The sequence below is a fragment of the Dethiothermospora halolimnae genome (genome assembly GCF_037577855.1).
Classification (GTDB): Bacteria; Bacillota; Clostridia; order Tissierellales; family VENL01; genus Dethiothermospora; species Dethiothermospora halolimnae.
The window spans coordinates 136,544-158,356 of sequence record NZ_JBAKFX010000001.1; the positions used below are offsets into that span (position 1 = coordinate 136,544).

A 21,813-nucleotide genomic window follows, 5' to 3' on the forward strand; every position below is an offset into this window, starting at 1 on the left:
ATAAAACTTGTAAATATCAATTTTATATTTCCCTTAACAAATTGGCTGTTTCTATTGCAGAAACACTGGCTTCATACCCCTTATTTCCGGCCTTTGTTCCTGCCCTTTCTATGGCCTGTTCTATTGTATCTGTTGTAAGTACTCCAAATATAATAGGTTTTTCCACCTCTAAAGATACATTTGCTATTCCCTTTGAAACTTCACTTGATACATAGTCAAAATGGGGTGTTGCACCTCTTATCACTGCTCCTAAGCAAATAACTGCATCATATTTATCTTTCTTTGCCATTTTCTTTGCCATAAGGGGTATCTCAAAGGCTCCTGGAGTCCAAAGTATATCTATATCTTCTTCCTCCACTCCATGTCTTTTTAGTCCATCTAGTGCTCCATCTAATAGTTTTGATACTATAAACTCATTAAATCTAGCTGCTACTATTCCAACTTTTAGACCGGTTCCTATTAAATTTCCTTCGTATATATTCATTATTCTACCTCCTTAAAATTAAGCATATGTCCCATTCTTTCTTTTTTAGTTTCTAAATAATATTTATTTCTTTCATTATGGTTCATTTGTATTGGAACCCTTTCTACTATTTCTAGACCATACCCCTTTATTCCCGATATTTTTTTAGGGTTGTTAGTCATAAGCTTTATCTTTTTAGCTCCCAGCTCCGAAAGAATTTGAGCTCCTATTCCATAATCCCTCATATCCTCTGGAAATCCAAGGGCTAAATTTGCATCTACAGTATCCATACCTTTATCTTGAAGGTTATAGGCTTTTATTTTATTTATAAGTCCTATTCCCCTCCCCTCCTGTCTCATATAAAGCAGTATTCCCTTTCCTTCATTTTCTATTTTCTTAAGGGCATTTTGCAGTTGTTCTCCACAGTCACATCTTAAGGACCCTAGAGCATCCCCTGTTAAACATTCTGAATGTACCCTTACCAATACCGGTTCATTTTCATTTATTTCTCCTTTTACTAAAGCCACATGATGTTCTCCATTTAACTTATTTATAAAACCAACCATTTTAAAATTCCCGTGCTTAGTTGGCATATCTGCTTCTGTCTCCCTTTTTACTAATATTTCATTTTTCCTTCTATAGGCTATTAAATCTTCTATGGTTATTATTTTTAAATCATGTTTTTCTACATATTCCATAAGGTCTGGTACCCTAGCCATGGAGCCATCATCATTCATTATTTCACAGATCACCCCAGCCTCATATAATCCCGCCAATCTTGCTAAATCCACAGATGCCTCGGTATGACCTGCCCTTTTTAGTACTCCACCCTTTTTAGCTTTTAAAGGAAATATATGACCTGGCTTTGTAAAGTCACCTCCAGTGGCATCTTTATCTACTAATTTTTTTATGGTTATAGCTCTTTCTCTCGCTGAAATCCCTGTTGTGGTTTCTTTAGCATCAACTGAAACAGTAAATGCTGTTTCTTTAGGATCTGTATTTACTGTAACCATAGGATTTATAGATAAGTCCCTTAATCTGTCTTCTTTCATAGGTACACATATTAAACCTCTACCATATTTAGTCATAAAGTTCACATCAGCTGTTGTGACCTTTTCAGCTGCCATAACTAAATCCCCTTCATTTTCCCTATTTTCATCATCCACAACAACTACCATCTTCCCGGCCTTAATATCTTCTATAGCTTCCTTTATGGTATTAAATTTATACATAAGAACACCCTTTCCTTTCTTTTAGAGAATAGATAATAAAGAATAGATGTGGTTATTTTACTCCCTATGGTCGTAAAATTTCATTGTATAGGTTGTGGGATTATGAATCCCCCAACAACAATAAATCTTTTATGACTGTCCAACCGGACAGGGCATGCCCTGTCCCTACATAATTTAATTTTACGAACGAAGTGAATAAAATCTCCTTATCTATTCTTTATTCTCCATTCTTTATTCTTTATATCTAAATAAACCCTTTACTACTTAAAAACTCCATATCTATATTACTTTTCTTTTTTTCATTATTAAATCCCATTAATTTTTCAATATATTTTCCCACTAAGTCACACTCTATATTTACTTCTTCACCACTTTTTTTACTAAGTAATGTGGTCTCCTCCTTTGTAAGGGGGATTATTGAAACTTTAAACTCCTCGTCATCCACATTTGCCACCGTTAAGCTAGTACCATCTATGGCTACCGATCCCTTTGATACTATATATTTGTTTATATCTTTTTTAACCTTTATTGTAACCCACGTTGCATTATCATCTTCTTTTAAGTCGGTTATAATACCTACACCATCTATATGCCCCGATACAATATGACCTCCAAATCTATCGCCAAGCTTTAATGCCCTTTCAAGATTAACTTTGTCCCTTGTCTTTAGTTTATATAAATTACTTTTATTCATAGTTTCCGGCATTACATCAACGGTAAAGGTATCATCAGTAAAATCTATTACTGTTAAACATACACCATTGGTACTGATACTATCTCCTAATTTAATGTCATCTAAAACCTTAGTTGCCCCTATCTCAATCTGGGCTGACCTTAACCCCTTTTTAATCCCCTTAACTTCACCAATCTCTTCAATTAATCCAGTAAACAACACATCACGCCCTTTATTTATTTAAATTGAGAATTGACAATGGACAATTGATAATTGAAGGTGATTTTATTCACTTCGTTCCTAAAATATTATATTCAAATCGGCTTTAGCCGATTTGTACCTTAACTGTCCAATGTCAACTGTCAATTATCAATTAAATATACCCTTCTATCATAATATCTTCATCAAACCTTGATACACTTATGTCCCTTAATTTAAAACTATCCCTAATATAATCCTTTCCTTCACCTTCAATAGGAGTTTTAGCTTCACTTCCCCCTATAATTTTAGGTGATATAAAGGATATAACTTTATCTACAACTCCTTCATTCAAACAGCTATAATTTAATGTTCCGCCACCTTCTAATAAAATACTATCTATCCCCTGCTGTCCTAATTTTTTTATTAAATACTTAATATCTACTTTATTATCTGTAGCTGGAGTTACTATAACTTCTCCCCCTTTAGCTTCTATTTCTTTTACCTTATTTTTATCCATCTTATCTGTAGTTGCTATTATTGTTTTTGAATTAGACTTAATATTTAAAATATTTGAACTAATTGGAACCCTTCCTTTACTATCTACTATAACTCTTATAGGGTCTTTACCCTCTATTTCATTTAACCTAGTTGTAAGTTTAGGGTTATCTTTTATTATAGTATTTATTCCCACCATTATAACCGATACTTTATGTCTTAATTTATGAACATAGTATCTAGATTTTTCATTACTTATCCATTTTGAATCCCCTATAGTCGTTGCTATCTTACCATCTAATGTCATGGCAGTCTTTAATATAACAAAGGGTTTATTTTTAGTTATATATTTTATAAACACTTCATTTAACCTTCTAGCCTCTTCTTCCAATACTCCAACTATAACTTCAACTCCACTTTCCCTTAATATATTAATTCCTCTACCTGATACCATAGGATTAGGGTCTTTCATGGCCAAAACTACCTTTGATATACCATTTTTAATTATTGTATTTACACAGGGAGGTGTTTTCCCATAATGGCTACAGGGCTCTAGGGTTACATACATAGTTGAATTAGTTATATCTCCATTACTATTTTTTATGGCATCTACTTCGGCATGATCCTCTCCAAAAGCCCTATGATACCCTTGCCCTACTATCTTTCCGTCCTTTACTATTACTGCTCCAACCAACGGATTGGGATTAACGTAACCTACTCCCTTTTTAGCAAGTTCTATTGCAAGTTTCATATATTTCTTATCAATTTTTATCACCCCATTTTTATTAATAATTGACAATTGACAGTTGATAATTAAAGGTATAAATCACTTTTAACTGACAATTGTCATCTGTCAATTATCAATTGAAATAAGTAGCTTCGAATTCATTCGAAGGTTTTCTTTTATTTTAAAAGACACAAATAAAGCCCTGAAGATATTATCTTCAGGGCTTTTAATCCGTTAAAATATAGATGAAATTTTTGACTAATGTCAAAGTTATTTTCACATAATACATCTATAGCTTTTCTTCTCCCATCCAGACTTTACTGTCGGTTTTGGAATTTCACCAAATCAACTGTTTTAAACAGTTCGCGGACTTTAACCGCCGGTCGGGAATTTCACCCTGCCCTGAAGAATATTATTAACTTTTATATTATTTAATATACCACTTAGTTAATTCACTGTCAATAAAATATTTTAAACTTAACTTTATCTTCAGTTATATTAATAACTAGTAGTTTTCTTCAATTTTTGAAGTCACACGATTTATAATTTCTACTATTTTTTCTTCATCTTCTCCTATAATTTCTGAATACCTTTTATGTAGATTATTCCATGCCTTATCTATTTCAACCTGTAGTGACTTCCCTTCATCTGTTAAATATATTAATGAGTTTTTACCTTCTGTTACCCTTTTTATAAATCCTTTATTCTCAAGTTTATCTATAAATCTAGTTATAGTTGAAGGGGTCATATGCAGGGTTTTTCCTATTTCCTTTTGGGTTATCCCCTCTCTTTTATTTACAATACTAATTAAAAATCCATAGGTGGGAGAAAGCCCTGTTATTCTAAACTCTTCATTTGCCATCTTACCTATCAGTCGTGATAGTCTATTAGATGTAAAATATAAACATCCTCTTAATTCTTCATTTATATCTGACACTTTATTTCCATCCTTCATAGTGAACCCTAGATTCATCAAATCTATCTACAAACTTGTTTTCCTGTCCATCAGGATACCCCACTGGAACTACAGCAAAGGATTCTAGGTTATCTGGTATTTCTAATAAACTTCTAATACTATCCATCCTATCTTGTACTGGATATACCCCTAACCAAACAGCTCCTAACCCTAAATGGGTTGCTTCTAAAAGAAGGTTCTGTGTTGCAGCTCCCATATCCTGTTGTATCATACTAGGCACTGGTATTCCTTCTTTCCTAAATAAAATAACAAATGCCACAGGAGCATTTTCTACCATTTTTGAGTAGGGACTTATTTGGGATAACTTTTTAAGTGTTTCTTTATTTTCAACTACAATAAATTCCCACGGTTGTTGATTCACTGCCGATGGAGCCTGCATTGCAGCCCTTAGCATCCTTTCTATCTTTTCTTTTTCAACCTTTTTATCTTTATATTTTCTTATACTTCTTCTATTAAATATTTCTTTCATTTTATAACCTCCATACTAATTTTTATTTAAAAATGAGTTTTTCAATATCTCCTTCTATATCCATAGGGTCAACGGGAGACTCATATCTTTTAATAACATTTCCCTTTTGATCTATTAAGAATTTAGTAAAATTCCATTTTATAGAATTATCAAGAAGCCAATCGGGATGATTTTCTTCTAACATATGATACAATATTTTACCGGAAGGATTTCCTAGGTTAAACCCTTCAAAGGGAGCTTCATTTATTAAAAAACTATATAGAGGATGAATATTCTTTCCCCTTACATCAATTTTAGAGAACAAAGGGAATTTAACCCCATAGTTTAATTTACAAAAGCTTTCAATATCTTCATTATCTCCAGGCTCTTGGTTTTGAAATTGATTACAAGGAAAAGCTAAAATTTCAAATCCATCTTTATTATACCTTTCATATAACCTCTCTAAGTCTTCATATTGGGGAGTAAAACCACATTTACTTGCTGTATTAACTATTAATAAAACCTTTCCTCTATACTCCTCCATAGAAATCTTTTCATTGTCTATTGTTTCTAAAGAAAAATCATATATACCCATAAATATTCCTCCTTCTATTTTATGTTGTTTGTACATACACATGTTAACTTTTAATATTACCTTTGTCAATACAAATTAACAAAGGTAATATTAAACTAAACATATCTTTAAAATTATAAAATTTAAATTCCATAATATTAATAACACATCTGTAAGACTTTATTATAGCCTTTGTAACAATCAATGCAAACCTTTTTTCCATTCTTTACTTTAATCATATTTTCTGAAACACCCTCATTACATTCTTCACAATATACAGTCTCATATATATTTGCTTCACGGGGCAAATAACAATTTGGCTTTTTAAATATGAACAGGTCTTTAACTCTACTATCTAATATATATCCTATTTTTTCTTCTCTACTCATATTTTTTAAAATTGGTTTCAAAACTACCCTTATATTTTCTCCTGTCTTTCTAGAAAAGAAGCTATAGGCCTGTTTTCCTGTGGGTTTATAAATCAAATTACCTTTACCAAAAGTACATCCTGTTAAAAGTTGTATTGCATCAACACCACAGGCATCATTTTCAGTTATACACACTATTTCTTCATCCTTTGAAAATTTCATTTCAAGGCTATCTATAACAGCCATTGCTGCTTTAAAGCCAATTGCAAGTCCTGGACACTCATGACCATGAAAATCTACTACTTTTTCCCATAGCTTTCTATCCATATTAATCACCTTTCTATCTATATTCTATTTTTTAGGTTTTGCCATGTGTATGGCTCTATCTTCTAATCCTAAAACCCCTTCAAAAAAACTTTCCGATAAAGTTGGATGGGCATGGATAGTATGTTCTATATCCTTTACATTTAGTTTATTATATACCGCAAGGGCTCCCTCATGGATTAAACTAGAAGCATGGGGGCCCATTATATGAACACCTATTATGGTATTATCTTCTCCTTTTGATAAAACTTTCACCATCCCTTGAGTTTCACCCATTGCTAAAGCCTTTCCATTGGCACCAATCATAAACTTACTTTTTTTATAATCTATTCCCTTTTCTTTAGCTTTTTCCTCTGTTAATCCAACTTGGGCTATCTCCGGTGAAACAAATATGCATGCTGGAACTATGTCATGATCTATATCCTTTTCTATACCCATTATTTTTTCCACAGCTATGATCCCTTCATGGGATGCAACATGGGCTAACATAACTCCACCGATAACATCCCCTATGGCATAAATATTATCAATATTAGTTCTAAAGTGATCATCAACCTTTATTCCATATTTATCATATTCTACTCCCACATTATCCAGGTTCAATCCTTCAAGAACAGGTTTCCTTCCAACTGCTAATAATACTGAGTCTGCTTTAGTAGTTATCTCTTTACCTTTTTTATCTCCAACAACTATTAGTTCCCCATCTTCTTTTCGTATTTCTTTAGCCCTAGTTTTTAAAGCTAATTTTATTTTATTTCTTTTTAGATAAGAAGCCATCCTTTTAGATATATCCTTATCAACATTTTTTATTATCTCACTTCCTAATATGGTAACTGTAGAGCCTAGTTCATTATATATATTAGCAAATTCAAGACCTATTACTCCTCCACCTACTATTGCCAATCTTTTAGGGATTTCTCTACTGTTTATAAAGTAGTCACTGGTATGAACACCATCTAAATCCACTCCTTTAATAGGAGGTACAGAGGGTTTAGAACCTGTTGCAATAATAATATTTTTAGTTGATATTTCTCTTTCTTCTCCATTATTTAATCTAACTAAAACCCTATTTCTGTCCTTTAGACTTCCAATGCCATCTATTGTTTCAATATCATAGGATGATAGAACTTGTTCTATTCCATTAACAAGTTTACCAACAACATCATCTTTTCTTTTATGAATTTTTTCCATATCTATCTTAAAACCCTCTATGCTTATACCAAATTGGTCTATATTTTTAAGGGTTTTTATTATTTCTGCATTTTTATATAGTGCTTTAGTGGGTATACAACCCCAATTTAAACATGTACCCCCTATTCTATCCGACTCAACTAATGTTACCTTATTCCCCAGTTGAGCTGCTTTTATTGCAGCAACATATCCACCGGGACCTCCGCCGATTATCACTATATCCCTTTCCATTATATCACCTTCCTATTTATTATTAATATATATATAAGTGCTAATTTTAGGGTAATGTTTTAATATATGTTATAGTTGGGGGATTACGAATCCCCCAACAACTAAGCTTAGTTTAATTCCCCAAGAACTAAACTGAATATAACTCTCCAACAATCAGCCTGGGCATGCCAAGTCTCTACATAGTTCATTATCATCCACAGCTAACAATTGTAGTGTAGATTTCATTCCACGGTTTCTTCTATTTGTTCTCCCATTTTAAAACTGGATTTCTAGCAGCTTGAGCTTCATCTACCCGTCTTATTTCTGTAGTTATAGGTGCTTCTTTTAATAAGCTTGGGTTTTCTTTAGCTTCCTTAGCAATTTGTATCATGGTTTCTACAAATCTATCAAGGGTCTCTTTGCTTTCGGTTTCCGTAGGTTCTATCATCATAGCTTCATTTATGATAAGGGGGAAATATATAGTTGGTGGATGATAACCTAGGTCTAATAGTCTTTTAGCTATGTCTAGAGTGGATACTTCTATATTATTTTCTTTTAAACCACCTAATACAAACTCGTGCTTACATATGTCATCTACTGGTAAATGATAGTATTCCTTTAGTTTATTCATTAAATAATTGGCATTTAAAACTGCCGTCTCACTAACTTTTTTAAGGCCTTCTGATCCCATTGTCAATATATATGTCAATGCCCTTACTAAAGTTTGGAAATGTCCGTAAAAGCTCTTTATTTTACCTATTGAACTTGGTTTATCATAATCAAGGGTAAATATATCATTATCTTTCTCTATTATTGGTGTTGGTAAAAATTCTATTAATTCATTTTTAACCCCTATAGGGCCACTTCCTGGACCTCCGCCTCCGTGGGGCGTTGTGAAGGTTTTGTGAAGATTTAGATGAACTATATCAAATCCCATATCTCCCGGTCTTGTTATTCCCATTATGGCATTTGTATTGGCCCCATCATAATAAAGAAGACCTCCTGCTTCATGGACTAATTTTGAAATTTCTATGATATCCTTTTCAAATAACCCTAAAGTATTGGGATTTGTAAGCATAAGCCCTGCCACTTCATCATCTAATACATTCTTTAAACTATCTATATCCACCAGACCCTTAGAATTTGATTTAACTTCTACTACATCAAATCCCACAGCTTTAGCACTGGCTGGATTGGTTCCATGGGCTGAATCCGGTACTATTATCTTTTTCCTTTCACTATTGCCATTTTTATCGTGGTAAGCCTTTATAATCATAAGTCCTGCCAATTCTCCATGGGCACCTGCCGCAGGTTGTAAACTCATTTTATCCATACCTGTTATCTCTGATAGCTTTTCATTTAGGTCATACATAAGCTCTAATGCACCCTGTACCGTCTCTTCCGGTTGATATGGATGTATATCTATAAATCCTTCTAGCCTTGCCATATCTTCATTTATCTTAGGATTATATTTCATTGTACACGAACCAAGGGGATAAAATCCTGTGTCCACACCATAGTTTTTATTTGATAAAAGGGTAAAATGTCTCATTAGCTCTGACTCACTAACCTCTGGTAAGTTTGCTTCTTCTTTTCTTATGTGACTCTTTGGTATTATATCTTCAATATCTAAATCTATTTCATTTTCAGGTAATGAGTATCCCACTCTACCCGGTTTTGATATCTCAAATACTAGCTTATTATACTTTTTCATTTTATCCCCTCCAATACTTCAGATAATTTATCAATTTCTTCTTTAGTCCTCTTTTCTGTAACGCAATATAAAGTGGAATTACTATATTGGGGATAATCTTTACCTAGCTTATATCCTCCTAAAATATTATTCTCTAATAGTTCACTATTTAACTTATCACTTGGTACATCACTTGTTATAGGGAATTCTTTGAAAAAGGGTTTGTTAAATAGTGGTTTATATTTTCCTGATTCAGTTATTTTATCAAAGGCATAATGGGCATTTTTAGCTGAATTTACTGCCACTTCTCTTATTCCCTTTTTCCCTAAAGCAGTTAAATATACCGTAGCTGCTAAGGCATTTAATGCCTGATTAGAGCATATATTAGACGTAGCCTTTTCTCTTCTTATATGTTGTTCCCTTGCCTGTAAAGTAAGAACAAAGGCCCTATTACCGTCTTTATCCTTTGTTTCCCCTACAATCCTGCCTGGAAGCTTTCTCATAAGCTTTTTAGTTGTTGCCATAAAGCCAAGATATGGTCCTCCAAAGTTTAGGTTGTTTCCTAGGGATTGGCCTTCCCCAACAACAATATCTGCTCCGTACTCTCCTGGAGACTTTAATATACCTAATGATATAGGATCAACACTTACCATAAACTTAGCTTTCTTAGCGCTATGGGTTATCTTTTCTATTTCCTCTACATCTTCTAACAACCCAAAAAAGTTTGGATGCTGTACTATTACTGCTGCAGTATTATCACTAACACTTTCTTTTAGTTTATCTATATCCGTGGTTCCATTATCGTCATCAACCTCTATAACATCTAAGTCTTGAGCCTTTGCATATGTCTTTAAAACCTTTCTATATTCTGGGTGAACAGTTTTTGAAATAACTATTTCATTTTTTCTTGTACTTAAAACTGCAGTTATGGCCCCTTCAGCTATGGCAGTTGCTCCATCATAAACTGAAGCATTAGCTACATCCATCCCTGTTAAGTTACATATTAAGCTTTGAAACTCAAATATGGTCTGAAGGGTTCCTTGACTTATTTCAGCTTGATATGGAGTATATGCTGTATAAAATTCAGATCTTGATATAACATGATCTACAACAGAGGGTATATAATGATCATAAGCACCTGCCCCTAAAAAGCACGTCAAGTCATTTATTGTTTTATTCTTGGAACTAAGATTTCCCATATGTTTTCTTATCTCTAATTCAGATAATGAATTTCCTATATTAAGATCTCCTTTAAATTTAACGTCTTCAGGAATATCATCAAATAATCTATCTACACTTTCACATCCAATTTCCTTTAGCATTTCCTCTTTATCTTTTTTAGTTGTAGGTATATATTTATGCATATTTATCTCTCCTTTTCACAGAAATCTTCATATTCCTCTGGGGACATCAAATCATCTAACTGGGATTTATCTGAAATCTTGATTAACATAAACCAGTTTCCATAGGGATCAGCATTTATTGCTTCTGGACTATCTAAAACATCTTGATTTACTTCTAATACAGTCCCTCCTATTGGCATAAAAGAATCCGATGCTGCCTTTACTGATTCAATAACTCCATATTCCTCTTCTCTATCAAACTCATCATCTTCCTCTGGTAAATCTACAAAAACAATATCTCCCAGTGAGTTTTGGGCAAAATCTGTTATTCCTATATATGCATTGTCTCCTTCTACTTTTATCCATTCATGATCCTTTGTATATAATAATCCCTTTAAAATTTTCATTTTTTAATTCCTCCTATTTTTTATAATTTTTACTTAAGAACCTTTTACTTATAATTTCAGCTTTAACAGCCTTTTTTCTTATTTTTATATCTATATCTGTTCCTATTTTTGAATAATTACTATCTACCATAGCTAACCCTATATTTTTCTTTAATGTAGGTGAGAAATATCCTGTTGTAACAAAACCTATCTTTTTATCATCATATAAAACATCATATTGTTCCCTAGGTATTCCCCTTCCCTTCATTTCAAAACCTACAAGTTTCCTTTTAAGTCCTTCTTGTTTCTCTTTAACTAAAGCTTCTTTTCCAATAAAGTCATCTTTATCTAACTTAACAAAAAATCCTAACCCTGCTTCTAATGGTGTTATATTCTTTGATATCTCATGACCATATAAGGGTAATGTAGCTTCAAATCTAAGGGTATCTCTAGCTCCAAGGCCTATAGGTTTTATACTATATTCCTCTCCTGCCTTTAATATTTCATTCCATATACCCACTAGATTATCTGGGTCTGTATATATTTCAAATCCATCTTCTCCTGTATATCCTGTTCTTGATACTAAACATTTTTTATTATTTATTAGTACTTCCCTATTAAAACGGAAAAACTTTATTGTTGATAAGTCTGTATCACTTATTTTTTCAAGTATCTCTTCTGCTTTAGGTCCCTGTAGTGCCAATTGCCCCATGCTATCAGAAATATTTGATATCTCTATATCATAATCTTTTTTATTTTCTAGAATCCATTTAAAATCTTTATCTATATTTGCTGCATTTACAACCAATAGAAAGTGTTTCTGTGATATCTTATAGGCTAATAAATCGTCTACTATTCCCCCATCTTCATAACACATAAGACTGTATGCTACCTGATTATCATCTAAATCCTTAACATTATTAGTTATAATACGGTTCACAAACTCCAATGCATCATTGCCCTTTATCTCTATTTCTCCCATATGGGAAACATCAAAGAGCCCCGCACTATCCCTAACTGTATTATGTTCTACAACAAGTCCCTCATACTGGATAGGTAACTCCCATCCAGCAAAGTCTATAATTTTACCCTTTAAGTTTACATGTTCATTATATAAAGACGTTCTCATAATATCACTCCTTCAAGCATAATATTGGTTTTTTACGTATAAAAAAGAGGAATAAGACAATATACCCCAATTAGAGTATACTGTCCTATTCCTCTGTAATTTACCTGAGAGATTCTAAACACTTTAATAAAGTGTATTGCTCCTACGGTGTTCTCTAGAACTTTCCAGAGGGCCATCAAATAACGATTCTTTTGCCTGAAAGTTTCTATATGCTATACATATATTGCTCCTTCGGCTCCCTGTTGGGCATCTCTCGTTATTATCATCTGGTTATTATTAATTTATAACTATATTATATTAAAATTTTCAAAAAATTCAATACATTATAAGTAACTGTTATATATATCATTATTTATTATTATAGATTTATAACAAAGGTTATATGAAATAATCATGTTAACCTTTTCCTTTAGTTATCCACGTTATCCACATAATCCACAATCTACAGTGGATAACTTTATGTAAACTCAACACCACTGTTATCAACTGTATTGTAGCAATTTCAAATTTACATAATATTAGTTTTCCACATTTTTAAAACTTATCCACAATAAATTATTAACAACTATCCCTTCAATCTCTAGTTATAATATCTTACTATAGCTATATATATTCCCCTTGCTATTTTTTGCTGATACTCATCACTTTTTAGTAGTCTAAGCTCATCGGGATTAGATAAAAATCCACATTCTACTAATATAGCCGTAGCTTTTACTTCCCGTAGTAAATATACACTATTTGTAGATTGGCACATTCTTTTATTATTATTATCTAATATTTTTTTTAATTCTTCTTGTATTATTTTAGCAAGTGCTTTTCCCTCTTCACTCCCCTTCTGATAAAAGGTTTGGGCTCCATAGTATTTACTCTGACCAAAACTATTTAAGTGTATAGTTATAAACAAGTCGGGGTTTATATCGTTTGTCATTATCCTCCTATTTCTCAAATCTTCATTCTTCTTTTGATTATAACTCTTTGATTTTTCTGTATATAACCCTTCATCCTTATCTCTAGTCATGATTACTTTACATCCTGCCTGTTCTAATAGTTTTTTTAACCTTAATGAAATACTAAGATTAATATCTTCCTCTTCCGTTCCATCCTTAGCTAAAGCCCCTGGATCCACACCTCCATGTCCTGGGTCTATTACTATCACTTTATCAGTTATTGATAAATTAAAAGTAGGTTGGACCTTATTATATCCTAAAAAGAATATTATCAATCCTATTATTACTAATAGGAAAATTAAAACATGAGCCTTTTTTATGAATATTACCCTCATAACACTCCCCCTATGTTTATTCATATATTAATACTATTAGTTGGAATGTTGTCCATATTACAAAAAAAGAACAAAGTCACCTTTAGTGCTTCTTTATTCTGTACAGAGTACAGAGGACAAAGTGCAGGGAATTGGTGAAAACATAAACATATATAGGGCTTCTTCTAGAAGAACTATTATACCAAAGACTGTATTTTCAATGAGCTGTGGGATTACGAATCCCCCAGCAACTAAAAAATTCCGTTGGTGCTTCTTTATTCCGTACAGAATGTAAGGTGCAGGGAGTTGGTGAGACCATAACAAAAAAAACGCCGGTATATACCGGCGTTTTTGATAAAATATAACTATCTTTTTGAGAATTGTGGAGCACGTCTTGCTTTCTTTAGACCATACTTCTTTCTTTCCTTCATTCTTGGGTCTCTAGTTAAGAAACCAGCTTTTTTAAGTACAGGTCTTAACTCACCGTCAGCTTTTAATAATGCTCTTGATATTCCATGTCTTATAGCTCCTGCTTGACCTGTAAATCCACCACCATTAACATTTACTATTACATCATATTTGTCTAATGTATCAGTAATATTTAGCGGTTCCTTTACAGTTGCCTTTAACGTATCAAAGTTAAAGTAAACATCTAAATCTCTTTTATTTACAGTGATGTTTCCGTTACCTGGAACTAGTCTTACCCTAGCTACAGATTTCTTTCTTCTTCCTGTTCCATAATATTGTATCTTAGCCACTTCCAGTCCTCCCTTCCTGAACTATTATATTTCGTAAACTTCAGGCTTTTGAGCTTCATGATTATGCTCAGATCCTCTGTATACTTTTAATTTTTTAATCATTTTTCTTCCTAAACTATTCTTAGGAAGCATTCCCTTAACTGCTAATTCAAATACCTTTTCAGGTTTTTCAGCTAGCATTCTCTTGTAAGGTATTTCTCTTAAACCACCTGCATATCCAGTATGATATTTATAAGTTTTTTGATTTGCTTTCTTACCTGATACAACAACTTTTTCAGCATTTAAAATTATTACAAAGTCTCCTGTATCAACATGAGGAGTATAAGTTGGCTTATGCTTCCCTCTTAATATCTTGGCAACTTCACTTGCAAGTCTACCTAATGTCTTTCCTTCTGCGTCTATTACATACCATTTTCTTTCAATTTCTCTTGGTTTGGCTATAAAGCTTTTCAATCCATTTCCCTCCTTATTCCAATTGGAAAAATTTATCTATATGTTAAAAACCCGGGGCTAGTGGATTTTTAATAGCATAACACATGTTTCTATTTTAATACAATGTGCCAAGTGTGTCAAGGAATTAATTATTAATTTAATATAATACCTTTTTAAGATACAGACCTTGGGGTTTTGCAGTGGGTCCAGCATTATTTCGGTTCTTAGATTTTATAATGTGGAGGATTTCTTTACCTTCTATTTTACCCTTTCCCACGTCCAATAATGTTCCAACTATTATTCTTACCATATTATATAAAAATCCATTTCCTTTAAAGGTTATATCTATAATATTGTCCCTTTTTTCAAAATTTATATCATATATTTCCCTAAATGTATCCTTCACTTTACTTCCAGAGGCCATAAAAGCTATAAAGTCATGTTCTCCTAAAAAGTACTCAGATGCCTTCTTCATTTTATCATAATTAATATCATATGGCACATGATAAGAATAATTTCTAAATATTGGACTTCTTATTTTATTATTATATATCCTATATTTATATATCTTACCCTTTGCACTATATCTAGCATGGAAATTTTTGTCCATATCCTGTGAATCTATAATAGCTATATCATCGGGTAACATACTGTTTAATGCAAACTTTATTTTATCCGCTGGTATATTGGAGTTAGTATAAAAGCTTGCCGTCTGCCCTAAGCCATGGACTCCCCTATCTGTTCTACCAGCACCATGTATTTTAATTTTTTCCTTAGTAATCTTTATGATAGCATCTTGAACCTTCTGTTGCACCGTTACAACATTAGGTTGTATTTGCCAACCATAATAGTTTGTACCATCATATTGTATTGTAAGTTTTATATTTCTCATAACATTACACCCTATATATTATTATTCCAATTAGCAAGATTAAAGCTACCCCTAGGGAAATATAATCCCTTTTCTCTAGCTTCAATTGCTTCATTCTAGTTCTATTTTCTCCTCCCCTATAGCATCTTGCCTCCATAGCCATGGCAAGTTCGTCAGCCCGTCTAAAGGCACTTACAAATAGGGGTACTAAAAGGGGTACTAAACTCTTAGCTCTATTTAAAATATTACCACTTTCAAAATCAGCTCCCCTTGCCATTTGAGCCTTCATTATTTTATCTGTTTCTTCTAATAGTGTAGGTATAAACCTTAAAGCTATTGTCATCATCATTGCCAATTCATGAGCCGGTACTCCTATCCGCTTAAATGGATTTAATAAGTGTTCTATGCCATCAGTTAATGAAATAGGGGATGTAGTAAGGGTCAATAATGAAGTGCCTGTTATTAGAAATACCAGTCTTAATGCCATAAAAACTGCTTTATATAATCCTTCTTCTGTAATATCCACTGGACCTATTTCTAATAATGTTTTTCCATCTGTAACAAACAGGTTTATAACAAAGGTTATAAGTATAATAATCATTATTGGTTTTAGACCTTTAAAAATATATTTTATAGGTATCTTTGATAACAAAATAGTGGTAACCATAAAGGTAACTATAAAAAGATATGGTAGAAAATCATTTATAAAAAATAGTGATATTATAAATATAAAAGTTACTATTATTTTCATCCTAGGATCTAATTTATGAACCACTGTGTCTCCTGGAAAATATTGTCCTATGGTTATATCTTTAATCATGTCTATTTCCCCTTAAATATTTTAGTATTTCTTCCTTAGCCTCATCCACAGTTATTATATCATCTTTTATATCACTAAACTTATTTTTCAAAGCCCTCATAAAATAAGTAATCTGGGGAACTGCTAAACCCACTTCTTCAAGTTTATATATTCTTTTAAATATTTCCCTTGGGCTACCATCCATTTTAATCTTACCATTATGCATAACTATCAATCTATTAACTAATTTAGCAACATCCTCCATGCTATGGGAAACTAATATTATAGTAATATCATTATTTTTATATAAACTTTCAATCTGACCAAGTATCTCATCTCTACCTTTGGGATCTAACCCTGCTGCAGGTTCATCTAATATTAGTATATCTGGCTTCATGGCTAAAACACCTGCAATGGCAACCCTTCTTCTTTGACCTCCGCTTAATTCAAATGGGGATCGATCCTTTAGGTTATAATCAAGTCCCACCAGTTCCATAGATTCCTTTATTCTCTTTTCTATGTCATTCTTATTAAGACCTAAATTCTTAGGTCCAAATCCAATGTCTTTATAGACCGTTTCTTCAAATAACTGATGCTCTGGATATTGAAATACTAACCCTACTTTTTCTCTTATCTTCTTTAATTTTACCTTTTTTTCTGTTATATCAAAATCATTTATAATTATACTTCCTGATGTAGGTTTTAATAAACCATTTAAATGTTGTATCAATGTTGATTTTCCTGATCCTGTATGGCCTATAAGCCCTATAAATTCGCCATTATCTATATTTAAATTTATATCATCTAATGCCTTCACTTCAAAGGGATTACCAGGATTATATATATAGGTTAAATTATTAATTTTAATGGTCATAATTTCATCACCAATTCCTCCACCGTTAAAACATCTACAGGAACATCTATACCTTCTTTCCTTAATTTATAAGCCAGTTCTGTCACTTGGGGTACATCAAGACCTAGTTTTTTTACTTCATCCACATGACTAAACACCTCTTTAGGAGTTCCCTGTAAAATTATTTTTCCCTGTGACATTACAACTATCCTATCGGCATTAACTGCTTCGTCCATATAATGGGTTATATGAACAATGGTCTTATTTTCTTCTCTATTTAACTTACTTATAGTATTCATTACTTCCTTTCTTCCCGATGGATCTAACATAGCTGTAGGTTCATCTAGTATAATACACTGTGGATTCATAGCCAATACCCCGGCTATGGCAATTCGCTGCTTTTGTCCCCCAGACAATAAATGGGGTGCATGGGTTCTATATTTATACATGCCTACAATTTTTAATGCCTCATCTACCCTTCTTCTGATTTCTTTAGACTCTATTCCTTGATTTTCTGGGCCAAATGCAACATCTTCTTCAACTATCGTTGCAACTATTTGATTATCTGGATTTTGAAATACCATACCTGCAGTTTGTCTTATGTTCCATATAAGTTCTTCTTCCCTCGTATTCATACCATTTACAAAAACATTCCCATCACTGGGTACTAACAAGCCATTTATTAATTTTGCCAACGTAGATTTTCCTGATCCATTGTGCCCAAGTATTACAACAAATTCTCCTTTTTGAATTTGTAAATTAACATCGTTTACCGCTAAAACATCTTTATCCTCGTTACCTACATATTTATAGCTTAAATTATCTATATTTATCATAGTATCCATTTATACCCCTCATTCTCGTTATTAGATATAATCTTTGTAACTCCTGCTTTATTTTAGCATATAAACATACTTAAATCAAAACATTTTAAAGATAATTGGTTAGGGGATTACGAATCCCCCAACAACTACAATAAAAAATAATAAAAAACTAGGGATTAAATTGCAAGCGCAATCTAATCCCTAACTTTTTATACTAATTCTAGTATAGCCATTTCTGAACCATCGCCTCTGCGAGGTCCAAGTTTTAATATCCTTGTATAGCCACCATTTCTCTCTTCATACTTTGGTGCTATTTCATCAAATAAATTCTTTACAACAGTTTCATCATATACATATGATAACACCTGACGTCTTGCATGTAAGTCGCCTCTTTTAGCTAATGTAATCATCTTTTCAGCGATTCTTCTTGTCTCTTTAGCTCTAGTGACTGTAGTTTCTATCTTACCATTCTTTAAAAAACTAGTTACTAAGTTTCTTAACATAGCCTTTCTTTGGTCAGTAGGGCGTCCAAGTTTTCTACGCTTAGCCATCTTTATCCCTCCTTTTTATACAGGGTTAATCATCTATTTTAGTGTTACTCTTCACTTTTTCTTAGTCCTAACCCTAATTCAGCAAGCTTTTTCTCTACCTCTTGAAGAGATTTCTTTCCTAGATTTCTTACCTTCATCATATCTTCTTCAGATTTTTGAGCTAACTCATCTACTGTGTTAATACCTGCTCTTTTTAGACAGTTGTATGATCTTACAGATAAGTCTAGTTCCTCTATAGTCATCTCTAATACTTTTTCTTTCTGATCTTCTTCTTTTTCTACCATGATTTCAACATCACTTACATGATTAGTCAAATCAATAAATAACTCTAAGTGATCATTTAATATTTTTGCACCTAATGATACTGCCTCTTCTGGGGTTATAGTACCATCTGTCCATAATTCTATGGTAAGCTTATCATAATCACTCCTCTGTCCAACCCTTGTGTTTTCAACCTTAAAGTTAACTTTTTTTACTGGAGTAAATATGGAGTCAACTGGTATAGTTCCAATAGGTTGAGACTCATCTTTATTGTTTTCAGCACCTACATACCCTCTACCTTTTTTCATTTCAAGTTCCATATATAACTTACCATCATCTTCTAATGTTGCTATGTGTAAATCCTCATTAATAATTTCCACATCTGCACCTGTTATAATGTCACCTGCTGTTACTTTTCCTTGACCCTCTGCTTCTATCCTAAGGGTCACCGGTTCCTCAGTATGCATAATGGCAGCTATCTCTTTTATATTCAGAATAATTTCTGAAACATCTTCTAAAACTCCAGGAACAGTAGAAAATTCATGTAGTACCCCTTGAATTTTTATTGATGAAACTGCTGCACCTGGAAGTGAAGAAAGTAATATCCTTCTTAAAGAATTACCTAAAGTTGTAGCATAACCTCTCTCTAAAGGTTGCAAAACAATTTTACCATAGGTATTGTCATCATTGGTCTCAATCATTTCTATACTTGGTTTTTCAAATTCAATCATTTAACATAAACCCTCCTCATAAACTTTATTATTATATCTTGAGGGTACTGATTCTAATCTATATTACTACTTAGAATATCTCTCAACGATTAAGTGTTCTTCGATTGGTAACTCTATATCTTCTCTAGATGGTTCACTCACAACTTTACCTTGTAAGTTCTCAACATCCACTTGTAACCATGGCTTTACATTACCTTGATGGTTCTCAACAAGCTCTTTGAATTTTTCTGAAGACTTGCTCTTTTGCTTAACCTCGATTACATCTCCTACTGACATTAAGTGTGAAGCTACATCTGATTTTCTACCATTAACAGTGAAATGTCCGTGATTTACTAATTGTCTTGCTTCTGCTCTTGATGAAGCAAATCCTAATCTATAAGCAACATTATCAAGTCTTAACTCTAACGTTTTTAATAGATTCTCACCAGTAATTCCTTCCATTTTATCTGCCATGTGATAATATTTAAGCATTTGCTTTTCAGAAACACCATAATATCTACGTACCTTTTGTTTCTCCCTTAATTGTACTCCGTAGTTTGATAATTTTACTCTTCTACCTTTTCCATGTTGCCCTGGGGCATAATTTCTTTTTGAAACTGGACATTTATCTGTATAACATTTATCGCCCTTTAAGTATAACTTTTGACCCTCTCTACGACAAAGTCTACAAACTGGTCCTGTATATCTAGCCATCCTGTGCACCTCCTATATCTATATTTACTATACTCTTCTACGTTTTGGTGGTCTACATCCATTATGTGGAATTGGTGTAACATCTTTTATTAAACTTACTTCTAATCCCGCTGCTTGTAATGATCTAATAGCGGCTTCTCTTCCTGAACCTGGACCCTTTACATAAACTTCAACAGTTTTTAGACCGTGTTCCATAGCTTTATTTGCAGCTTCCTCTGCAGCCGTTTGAGCAGCAAATGGAGTAGATTTCTTTGAACCTCTAAATCCAAGCTGTCCTGCACTTGCCCATGATATTACATTTCCCTGTGTGTCAGTTAATGTAATTATGGTATTATTGAAAGTAGATCTTATATGAGCTTGACCTCTTTCAATATTCTTACGCTCTTTTCTTCTAACACGAGTTTTTCTTCCTTTTTTAGCCACTTATAGTCCCTCCTTTACTATTTCTTTCTCTTCTTACTTGCTAACTTCTTAGGACCTTTTCTAGTTCTTGCATTGTTCTTAGTTGACTGTCCCCTTACTGGAAGTCCTCTTCTATGTCTTAATCCTCTATAAGAACCTATCTCTCTTAATCTCTTAATATTTAAAGCAACTTCTCTTCTTAAGTCACCCTCTACCACATATCCATCTATTAATTTTCTTAGTTCACTTATTTCTGATTCTGTTAAGTCTTTTACTCTTGTATCAGGATTAATACCTGCTTCAGTTAGTATTTCATTTGACCTTGATCTACCAACACCAAATATATAAGTTAAACCAATCTCAACTCTTTTATCTCTTGGTAAGTCAATACCTGCGATTCTGGCCATTTGGATTTACACCTCCTAATTCTAAATGCTTCTAACTTAATAATTTCATCTAACATTTTTACTAGTCATAATCTATTTAAAGCAGCCGCGATTTTTCTAGTACCAACATTATAATATTATACTAAAAAACATGGGAAAAAACTAGAGCAACTTAGTTTCTCTAGTTAGCCTTGCTTTTGTTTATGTTTAGGGTTTTCACAGATAACCATTACTTTCCCTTTTCTTCTTATTATTTTACATTTTTCACATATCTTTTTCACTGATGGTCTTACTTTCATTGTAATCCCTCCTTGCTACTTATTACGCCATGTTATTCTACCACGACTTAAATCATAAGGAGATAGTTCAATAGTTACTTTATCTCCAGGTAATATTCTAATAAAGTTCATCCTCAACTTACCTGATATATGTGCCAAAACTTCATGGCCATTTTCTAGTTCAACCTTGAACATGGCATTAGGTAGAGCTTCTAATACGGTACCTTCTACCTCAATAACATCTTTTTTTGACATTAGGCAATCAAACCTCCTGTACAAT

Annotated in this window: 27 protein-coding genes and 3 riboswitches; all 27 genes read right to left on the minus strand. The window is 32.7% G+C overall.

What is annotated here, in order from left to right:
* Positions 1–22: 22 nt before the first annotated feature.
* On the minus strand, positions 23–484 hold the full coding sequence (gene ribH / locus V6137_RS00650; protein ID WP_425445938.1) for a 6,7-dimethyl-8-ribityllumazine synthase: 462 nt from the start codon (positions 482–484) through the stop codon (positions 23–25).
* Positions 484–1,695 carry a bifunctional 3,4-dihydroxy-2-butanone-4-phosphate synthase/GTP cyclohydrolase II gene (locus tag V6137_RS00655; RefSeq protein ID WP_425445939.1) on the minus strand — a complete coding sequence of 404 codons (1,212 nt, stop codon included), beginning with the start codon at positions 1,693–1,695 and terminating at the stop codon, positions 484–486. The genes ribH and V6137_RS00655 overlap by 1 nt, the downstream gene beginning before the upstream one ends.
* Positions 1,696–1,939: 244 nt before the next feature.
* Positions 1,940–2,587 carry a riboflavin synthase gene (locus V6137_RS00660; protein WP_425445940.1) on the minus strand — a complete coding sequence of 216 codons (648 nt, stop codon included), beginning with the start codon at positions 2,585–2,587 and terminating at the stop codon, positions 1,940–1,942.
* A gap of 154 nt (positions 2,588–2,741) precedes the next feature.
* Positions 2,742–3,839 (minus strand): bifunctional diaminohydroxyphosphoribosylaminopyrimidine deaminase/5-amino-6-(5-phosphoribosylamino)uracil reductase RibD, encoded by a 1,098-nt coding sequence (gene ribD / locus V6137_RS00665; protein ID WP_425445987.1) that lies wholly within the window; start codon positions 3,837–3,839, stop codon positions 2,742–2,744.
* A gap of 246 nt (positions 3,840–4,085) precedes the next feature.
* Positions 4,086–4,205: riboswitch (FMN riboswitch) on the minus strand.
* Between the two features lie 91 nt (positions 4,206–4,296).
* Positions 4,297–4,746 carry a MarR family winged helix-turn-helix transcriptional regulator gene (locus V6137_RS00670; RefSeq protein ID WP_425445941.1) on the minus strand — a complete coding sequence of 150 codons (450 nt, stop codon included), beginning with the start codon at positions 4,744–4,746 and terminating at the stop codon, positions 4,297–4,299.
* Positions 4,730–5,236 carry a nitroreductase family protein gene (locus V6137_RS00675; RefSeq protein ID WP_425445942.1) on the minus strand — a complete coding sequence of 169 codons (507 nt, stop codon included), beginning with the start codon at positions 5,234–5,236 and terminating at the stop codon, positions 4,730–4,732. Before V6137_RS00675 ends, V6137_RS00670 begins: the two co-directional genes overlap by 17 nt.
* Before the next feature lie 22 nt (positions 5,237–5,258).
* A complete protein-coding gene (locus tag V6137_RS00680) occupies positions 5,259–5,810 on the minus strand; it encodes a glutathione peroxidase (RefSeq protein ID WP_425445943.1) in 552 nt (183 codons plus the stop codon).
* 137 nt (positions 5,811–5,947) lie between these two features.
* The gene (locus tag V6137_RS00685; protein WP_425445944.1) at positions 5,948–6,484 is read right to left on the minus strand and encodes an FmdE family protein; all 537 of its coding nucleotides are present in this window, start codon (positions 6,482–6,484) and stop codon (positions 5,948–5,950) included.
* Between the two features lie 24 nt (positions 6,485–6,508).
* Positions 6,509–7,903, minus strand: coding sequence for a dihydrolipoyl dehydrogenase (lpdA, locus tag V6137_RS00690; protein WP_425445945.1), 1,395 nt, complete (start codon positions 7,901–7,903; stop codon positions 6,509–6,511).
* 238 nt (positions 7,904–8,141) lie between these two features.
* Positions 8,142–9,596 carry an aminomethyl-transferring glycine dehydrogenase subunit GcvPB gene (gene gcvPB, locus V6137_RS00695; RefSeq protein WP_425445946.1) on the minus strand — a complete coding sequence of 485 codons (1,455 nt, stop codon included), beginning with the start codon at positions 9,594–9,596 and terminating at the stop codon, positions 8,142–8,144.
* A complete protein-coding gene (gcvPA, locus tag V6137_RS00700; protein ID WP_425445947.1) occupies positions 9,593–10,939 on the minus strand; it encodes an aminomethyl-transferring glycine dehydrogenase subunit GcvPA in 1,347 nt (448 codons plus the stop codon). The genes gcvPB and gcvPA overlap by 4 nt, the downstream gene beginning before the upstream one ends.
* A 2-nt stretch (positions 10,940–10,941) precedes the next feature.
* Entirely contained in the window at positions 10,942–11,325 is a 384-nt protein-coding gene (gene gcvH, locus V6137_RS00705) for a glycine cleavage system protein GcvH (RefSeq protein ID WP_425445948.1), read from the minus strand.
* A 13-nt stretch (positions 11,326–11,338) separates the two neighbouring features.
* Positions 11,339–12,433, minus strand: coding sequence for a glycine cleavage system aminomethyltransferase GcvT (gcvT, locus tag V6137_RS00710; RefSeq protein WP_425445949.1), 1,095 nt, complete (start codon positions 12,431–12,433; stop codon positions 11,339–11,341).
* A gap of 90 nt (positions 12,434–12,523) precedes the next feature.
* Positions 12,524–12,604: riboswitch (glycine riboswitch) on the minus strand.
* 2 nt (positions 12,605–12,606) lie between these two features.
* A riboswitch (glycine riboswitch) is annotated at positions 12,607–12,699 on the minus strand.
* A gap of 314 nt (positions 12,700–13,013) precedes the next feature.
* A complete protein-coding gene (cwlD, locus tag V6137_RS00715; RefSeq protein WP_425445950.1) occupies positions 13,014–13,715 on the minus strand; it encodes an N-acetylmuramoyl-L-alanine amidase CwlD in 702 nt (233 codons plus the stop codon).
* Positions 13,716–14,059: 344 nt separating this feature from the next.
* Positions 14,060–14,452 (minus strand): 30S ribosomal protein S9, encoded by a 393-nt coding sequence (gene rpsI / locus V6137_RS00720; RefSeq protein ID WP_425445951.1) that lies wholly within the window; start codon positions 14,450–14,452, stop codon positions 14,060–14,062.
* Positions 14,453–14,476: 24 nt separating this feature from the next.
* Complete coding sequence (gene rplM, locus V6137_RS00725; RefSeq protein ID WP_425445952.1) at positions 14,477–14,905, minus strand: 50S ribosomal protein L13; 429 nt, start codon at positions 14,903–14,905, stop codon at positions 14,477–14,479.
* 136 nt (positions 14,906–15,041) lie between these two features.
* Entirely contained in the window at positions 15,042–15,776 is a 735-nt protein-coding gene (truA, locus tag V6137_RS00730; RefSeq protein WP_425445953.1) for a tRNA pseudouridine(38-40) synthase TruA, read from the minus strand.
* Between the two features lie 4 nt (positions 15,777–15,780).
* Entirely contained in the window at positions 15,781–16,575 is a 795-nt protein-coding gene (locus tag V6137_RS00735; protein WP_425445954.1) for an energy-coupling factor transporter transmembrane component T family protein, read from the minus strand.
* A complete protein-coding gene (locus V6137_RS00740; protein WP_425445955.1) occupies positions 16,568–17,428 on the minus strand; it encodes an energy-coupling factor transporter ATPase in 861 nt (286 codons plus the stop codon). The genes V6137_RS00735 and V6137_RS00740 overlap by 8 nt, the downstream gene beginning before the upstream one ends.
* Positions 17,425–18,243: an energy-coupling factor transporter ATPase gene (locus V6137_RS00745; RefSeq protein WP_425445988.1), complete on the minus strand. Its 819-nt coding sequence runs from the start codon at positions 18,241–18,243 to the stop codon at positions 17,425–17,427. Before V6137_RS00745 ends, V6137_RS00740 begins: the two co-directional genes overlap by 4 nt.
* 197 nt (positions 18,244–18,440) lie before the next feature.
* Positions 18,441–18,782, minus strand: coding sequence for a 50S ribosomal protein L17 (gene rplQ / locus V6137_RS00750; RefSeq protein WP_425445956.1), 342 nt, complete (start codon positions 18,780–18,782; stop codon positions 18,441–18,443).
* 44 nt (positions 18,783–18,826) lie between these two features.
* Positions 18,827–19,774: a DNA-directed RNA polymerase subunit alpha gene (locus tag V6137_RS00755; protein ID WP_425445957.1), complete on the minus strand. Its 948-nt coding sequence runs from the start codon at positions 19,772–19,774 to the stop codon at positions 18,827–18,829.
* Positions 19,775–19,840: 66 nt separating this feature from the next.
* Positions 19,841–20,467: a 30S ribosomal protein S4 gene (gene rpsD, locus V6137_RS00760; RefSeq protein ID WP_425445958.1), complete on the minus strand. Its 627-nt coding sequence runs from the start codon at positions 20,465–20,467 to the stop codon at positions 19,841–19,843.
* Between the two features lie 27 nt (positions 20,468–20,494).
* Positions 20,495–20,890: a 30S ribosomal protein S11 gene (gene rpsK, locus V6137_RS00765; RefSeq protein WP_425445959.1), complete on the minus strand. Its 396-nt coding sequence runs from the start codon at positions 20,888–20,890 to the stop codon at positions 20,495–20,497.
* Between the two features lie 17 nt (positions 20,891–20,907).
* Positions 20,908–21,276 (minus strand): 30S ribosomal protein S13, encoded by a 369-nt coding sequence (rpsM, locus tag V6137_RS00770; protein ID WP_425445960.1) that lies wholly within the window; start codon positions 21,274–21,276, stop codon positions 20,908–20,910.
* A gap of 164 nt (positions 21,277–21,440) precedes the next feature.
* A complete protein-coding gene (gene rpmJ / locus V6137_RS00775; RefSeq protein WP_202710060.1) occupies positions 21,441–21,554 on the minus strand; it encodes a 50S ribosomal protein L36 in 114 nt (37 codons plus the stop codon).
* Positions 21,555–21,569: 15 nt separating this feature from the next.
* Positions 21,570–21,788, minus strand: coding sequence for a translation initiation factor IF-1 (gene infA / locus V6137_RS00780; RefSeq protein WP_425445961.1), 219 nt, complete (start codon positions 21,786–21,788; stop codon positions 21,570–21,572).
* Between the last annotated feature and the right edge of the window lie 25 nt (positions 21,789–21,813).

What these genes read in the sequence shown, in the direction of transcription:
- V6137_RS00685 (WP_425445944.1), bottom strand. Translation starts at nt 6,484, where the DNA reads ATGGATAGAAAGCTATGGGAAAAAGTAGTAGATTTTCATGGTCATGAG.
- infA (WP_425445961.1), bottom strand. Translation starts at nt 21,788, where the DNA reads ATGTCAAAAAAAGATGTTATTGAGGTAGAAGGTACCGTATTAGAAGCT.
- V6137_RS00735 (WP_425445954.1), bottom strand. Translation starts at nt 16,575, where the DNA reads ATGATTAAAGATATAACCATAGGACAATATTTTCCAGGAGACACAGTG.
- rpmJ (WP_202710060.1), bottom strand. Translation starts at nt 21,554, where the DNA reads ATGAAAGTAAGACCATCAGTGAAAAAGATATGTGAAAAATGTAAAATA.
- V6137_RS00740 (WP_425445955.1), bottom strand. Translation starts at nt 17,428, where the DNA reads ATGACCATTAAAATTAATAATTTAACCTATATATATAATCCTGGTAAT.
- V6137_RS00675 (WP_425445942.1), bottom strand. Translation starts at nt 5,236, where the DNA reads ATGAAAGAAATATTTAATAGAAGAAGTATAAGAAAATATAAAGATAAA.
- ribH (WP_425445938.1), bottom strand. Translation starts at nt 484, where the DNA reads ATGAATATATACGAAGGAAATTTAATAGGAACCGGTCTAAAAGTTGGA.
- lpdA (WP_425445945.1), bottom strand. Translation starts at nt 7,903, where the DNA reads ATGGAAAGGGATATAGTGATAATCGGCGGAGGTCCCGGTGGATATGTT.
- V6137_RS00655 (WP_425445939.1), bottom strand. Translation starts at nt 1,695, where the DNA reads ATGTATAAATTTAATACCATAAAGGAAGCTATAGAAGATATTAAGGCC.
- gcvT (WP_425445949.1), bottom strand. Translation starts at nt 12,433, where the DNA reads ATGAGAACGTCTTTATATAATGAACATGTAAACTTAAAGGGTAAAATT.
- V6137_RS00670 (WP_425445941.1), bottom strand. Translation starts at nt 4,746, where the DNA reads ATGAAGGATGGAAATAAAGTGTCAGATATAAATGAAGAATTAAGAGGA.
- truA (WP_425445953.1), bottom strand. Translation starts at nt 15,776, where the DNA reads ATGAGAAATATAAAACTTACAATACAATATGATGGTACAAACTATTAT.
- gcvPB (WP_425445946.1), bottom strand. Translation starts at nt 9,596, where the DNA reads ATGAAAAAGTATAATAAGCTAGTATTTGAGATATCAAAACCGGGTAGA.
- V6137_RS00745 (WP_425445988.1), bottom strand. Translation starts at nt 18,243, where the DNA reads ATGATAAATATAGATAATTTAAGCTATAAATATGTAGGTAACGAGGAT.
- V6137_RS00755 (WP_425445957.1), bottom strand. Translation starts at nt 19,774, where the DNA reads ATGATTGAATTTGAAAAACCAAGTATAGAAATGATTGAGACCAATGAT.
- rplQ (WP_425445956.1), bottom strand. Translation starts at nt 18,782, where the DNA reads ATGGCTAAGCGTAGAAAACTTGGACGCCCTACTGACCAAAGAAAGGCT.
- gcvH (WP_425445948.1), bottom strand. Translation starts at nt 11,325, where the DNA reads ATGAAAATTTTAAAGGGATTATTATATACAAAGGATCATGAATGGATA.
- rpsD (WP_425445958.1), bottom strand. Translation starts at nt 20,467, where the DNA reads ATGGCTAGATATACAGGACCAGTTTGTAGACTTTGTCGTAGAGAGGGT.
- cwlD (WP_425445950.1), bottom strand. Translation starts at nt 13,715, where the DNA reads ATGAGGGTAATATTCATAAAAAAGGCTCATGTTTTAATTTTCCTATTA.
- rpsM (WP_425445960.1), bottom strand. Translation starts at nt 21,276, where the DNA reads ATGGCCAGAATCGCAGGTATTGACTTACCAAGAGATAAAAGAGTTGAG.
- V6137_RS00680 (WP_425445943.1), bottom strand. Translation starts at nt 5,810, where the DNA reads ATGGGTATATATGATTTTTCTTTAGAAACAATAGACAATGAAAAGATT.
- gcvPA (WP_425445947.1), bottom strand. Translation starts at nt 10,939, where the DNA reads ATGCATAAATATATACCTACAACTAAAAAAGATAAAGAGGAAATGCTA.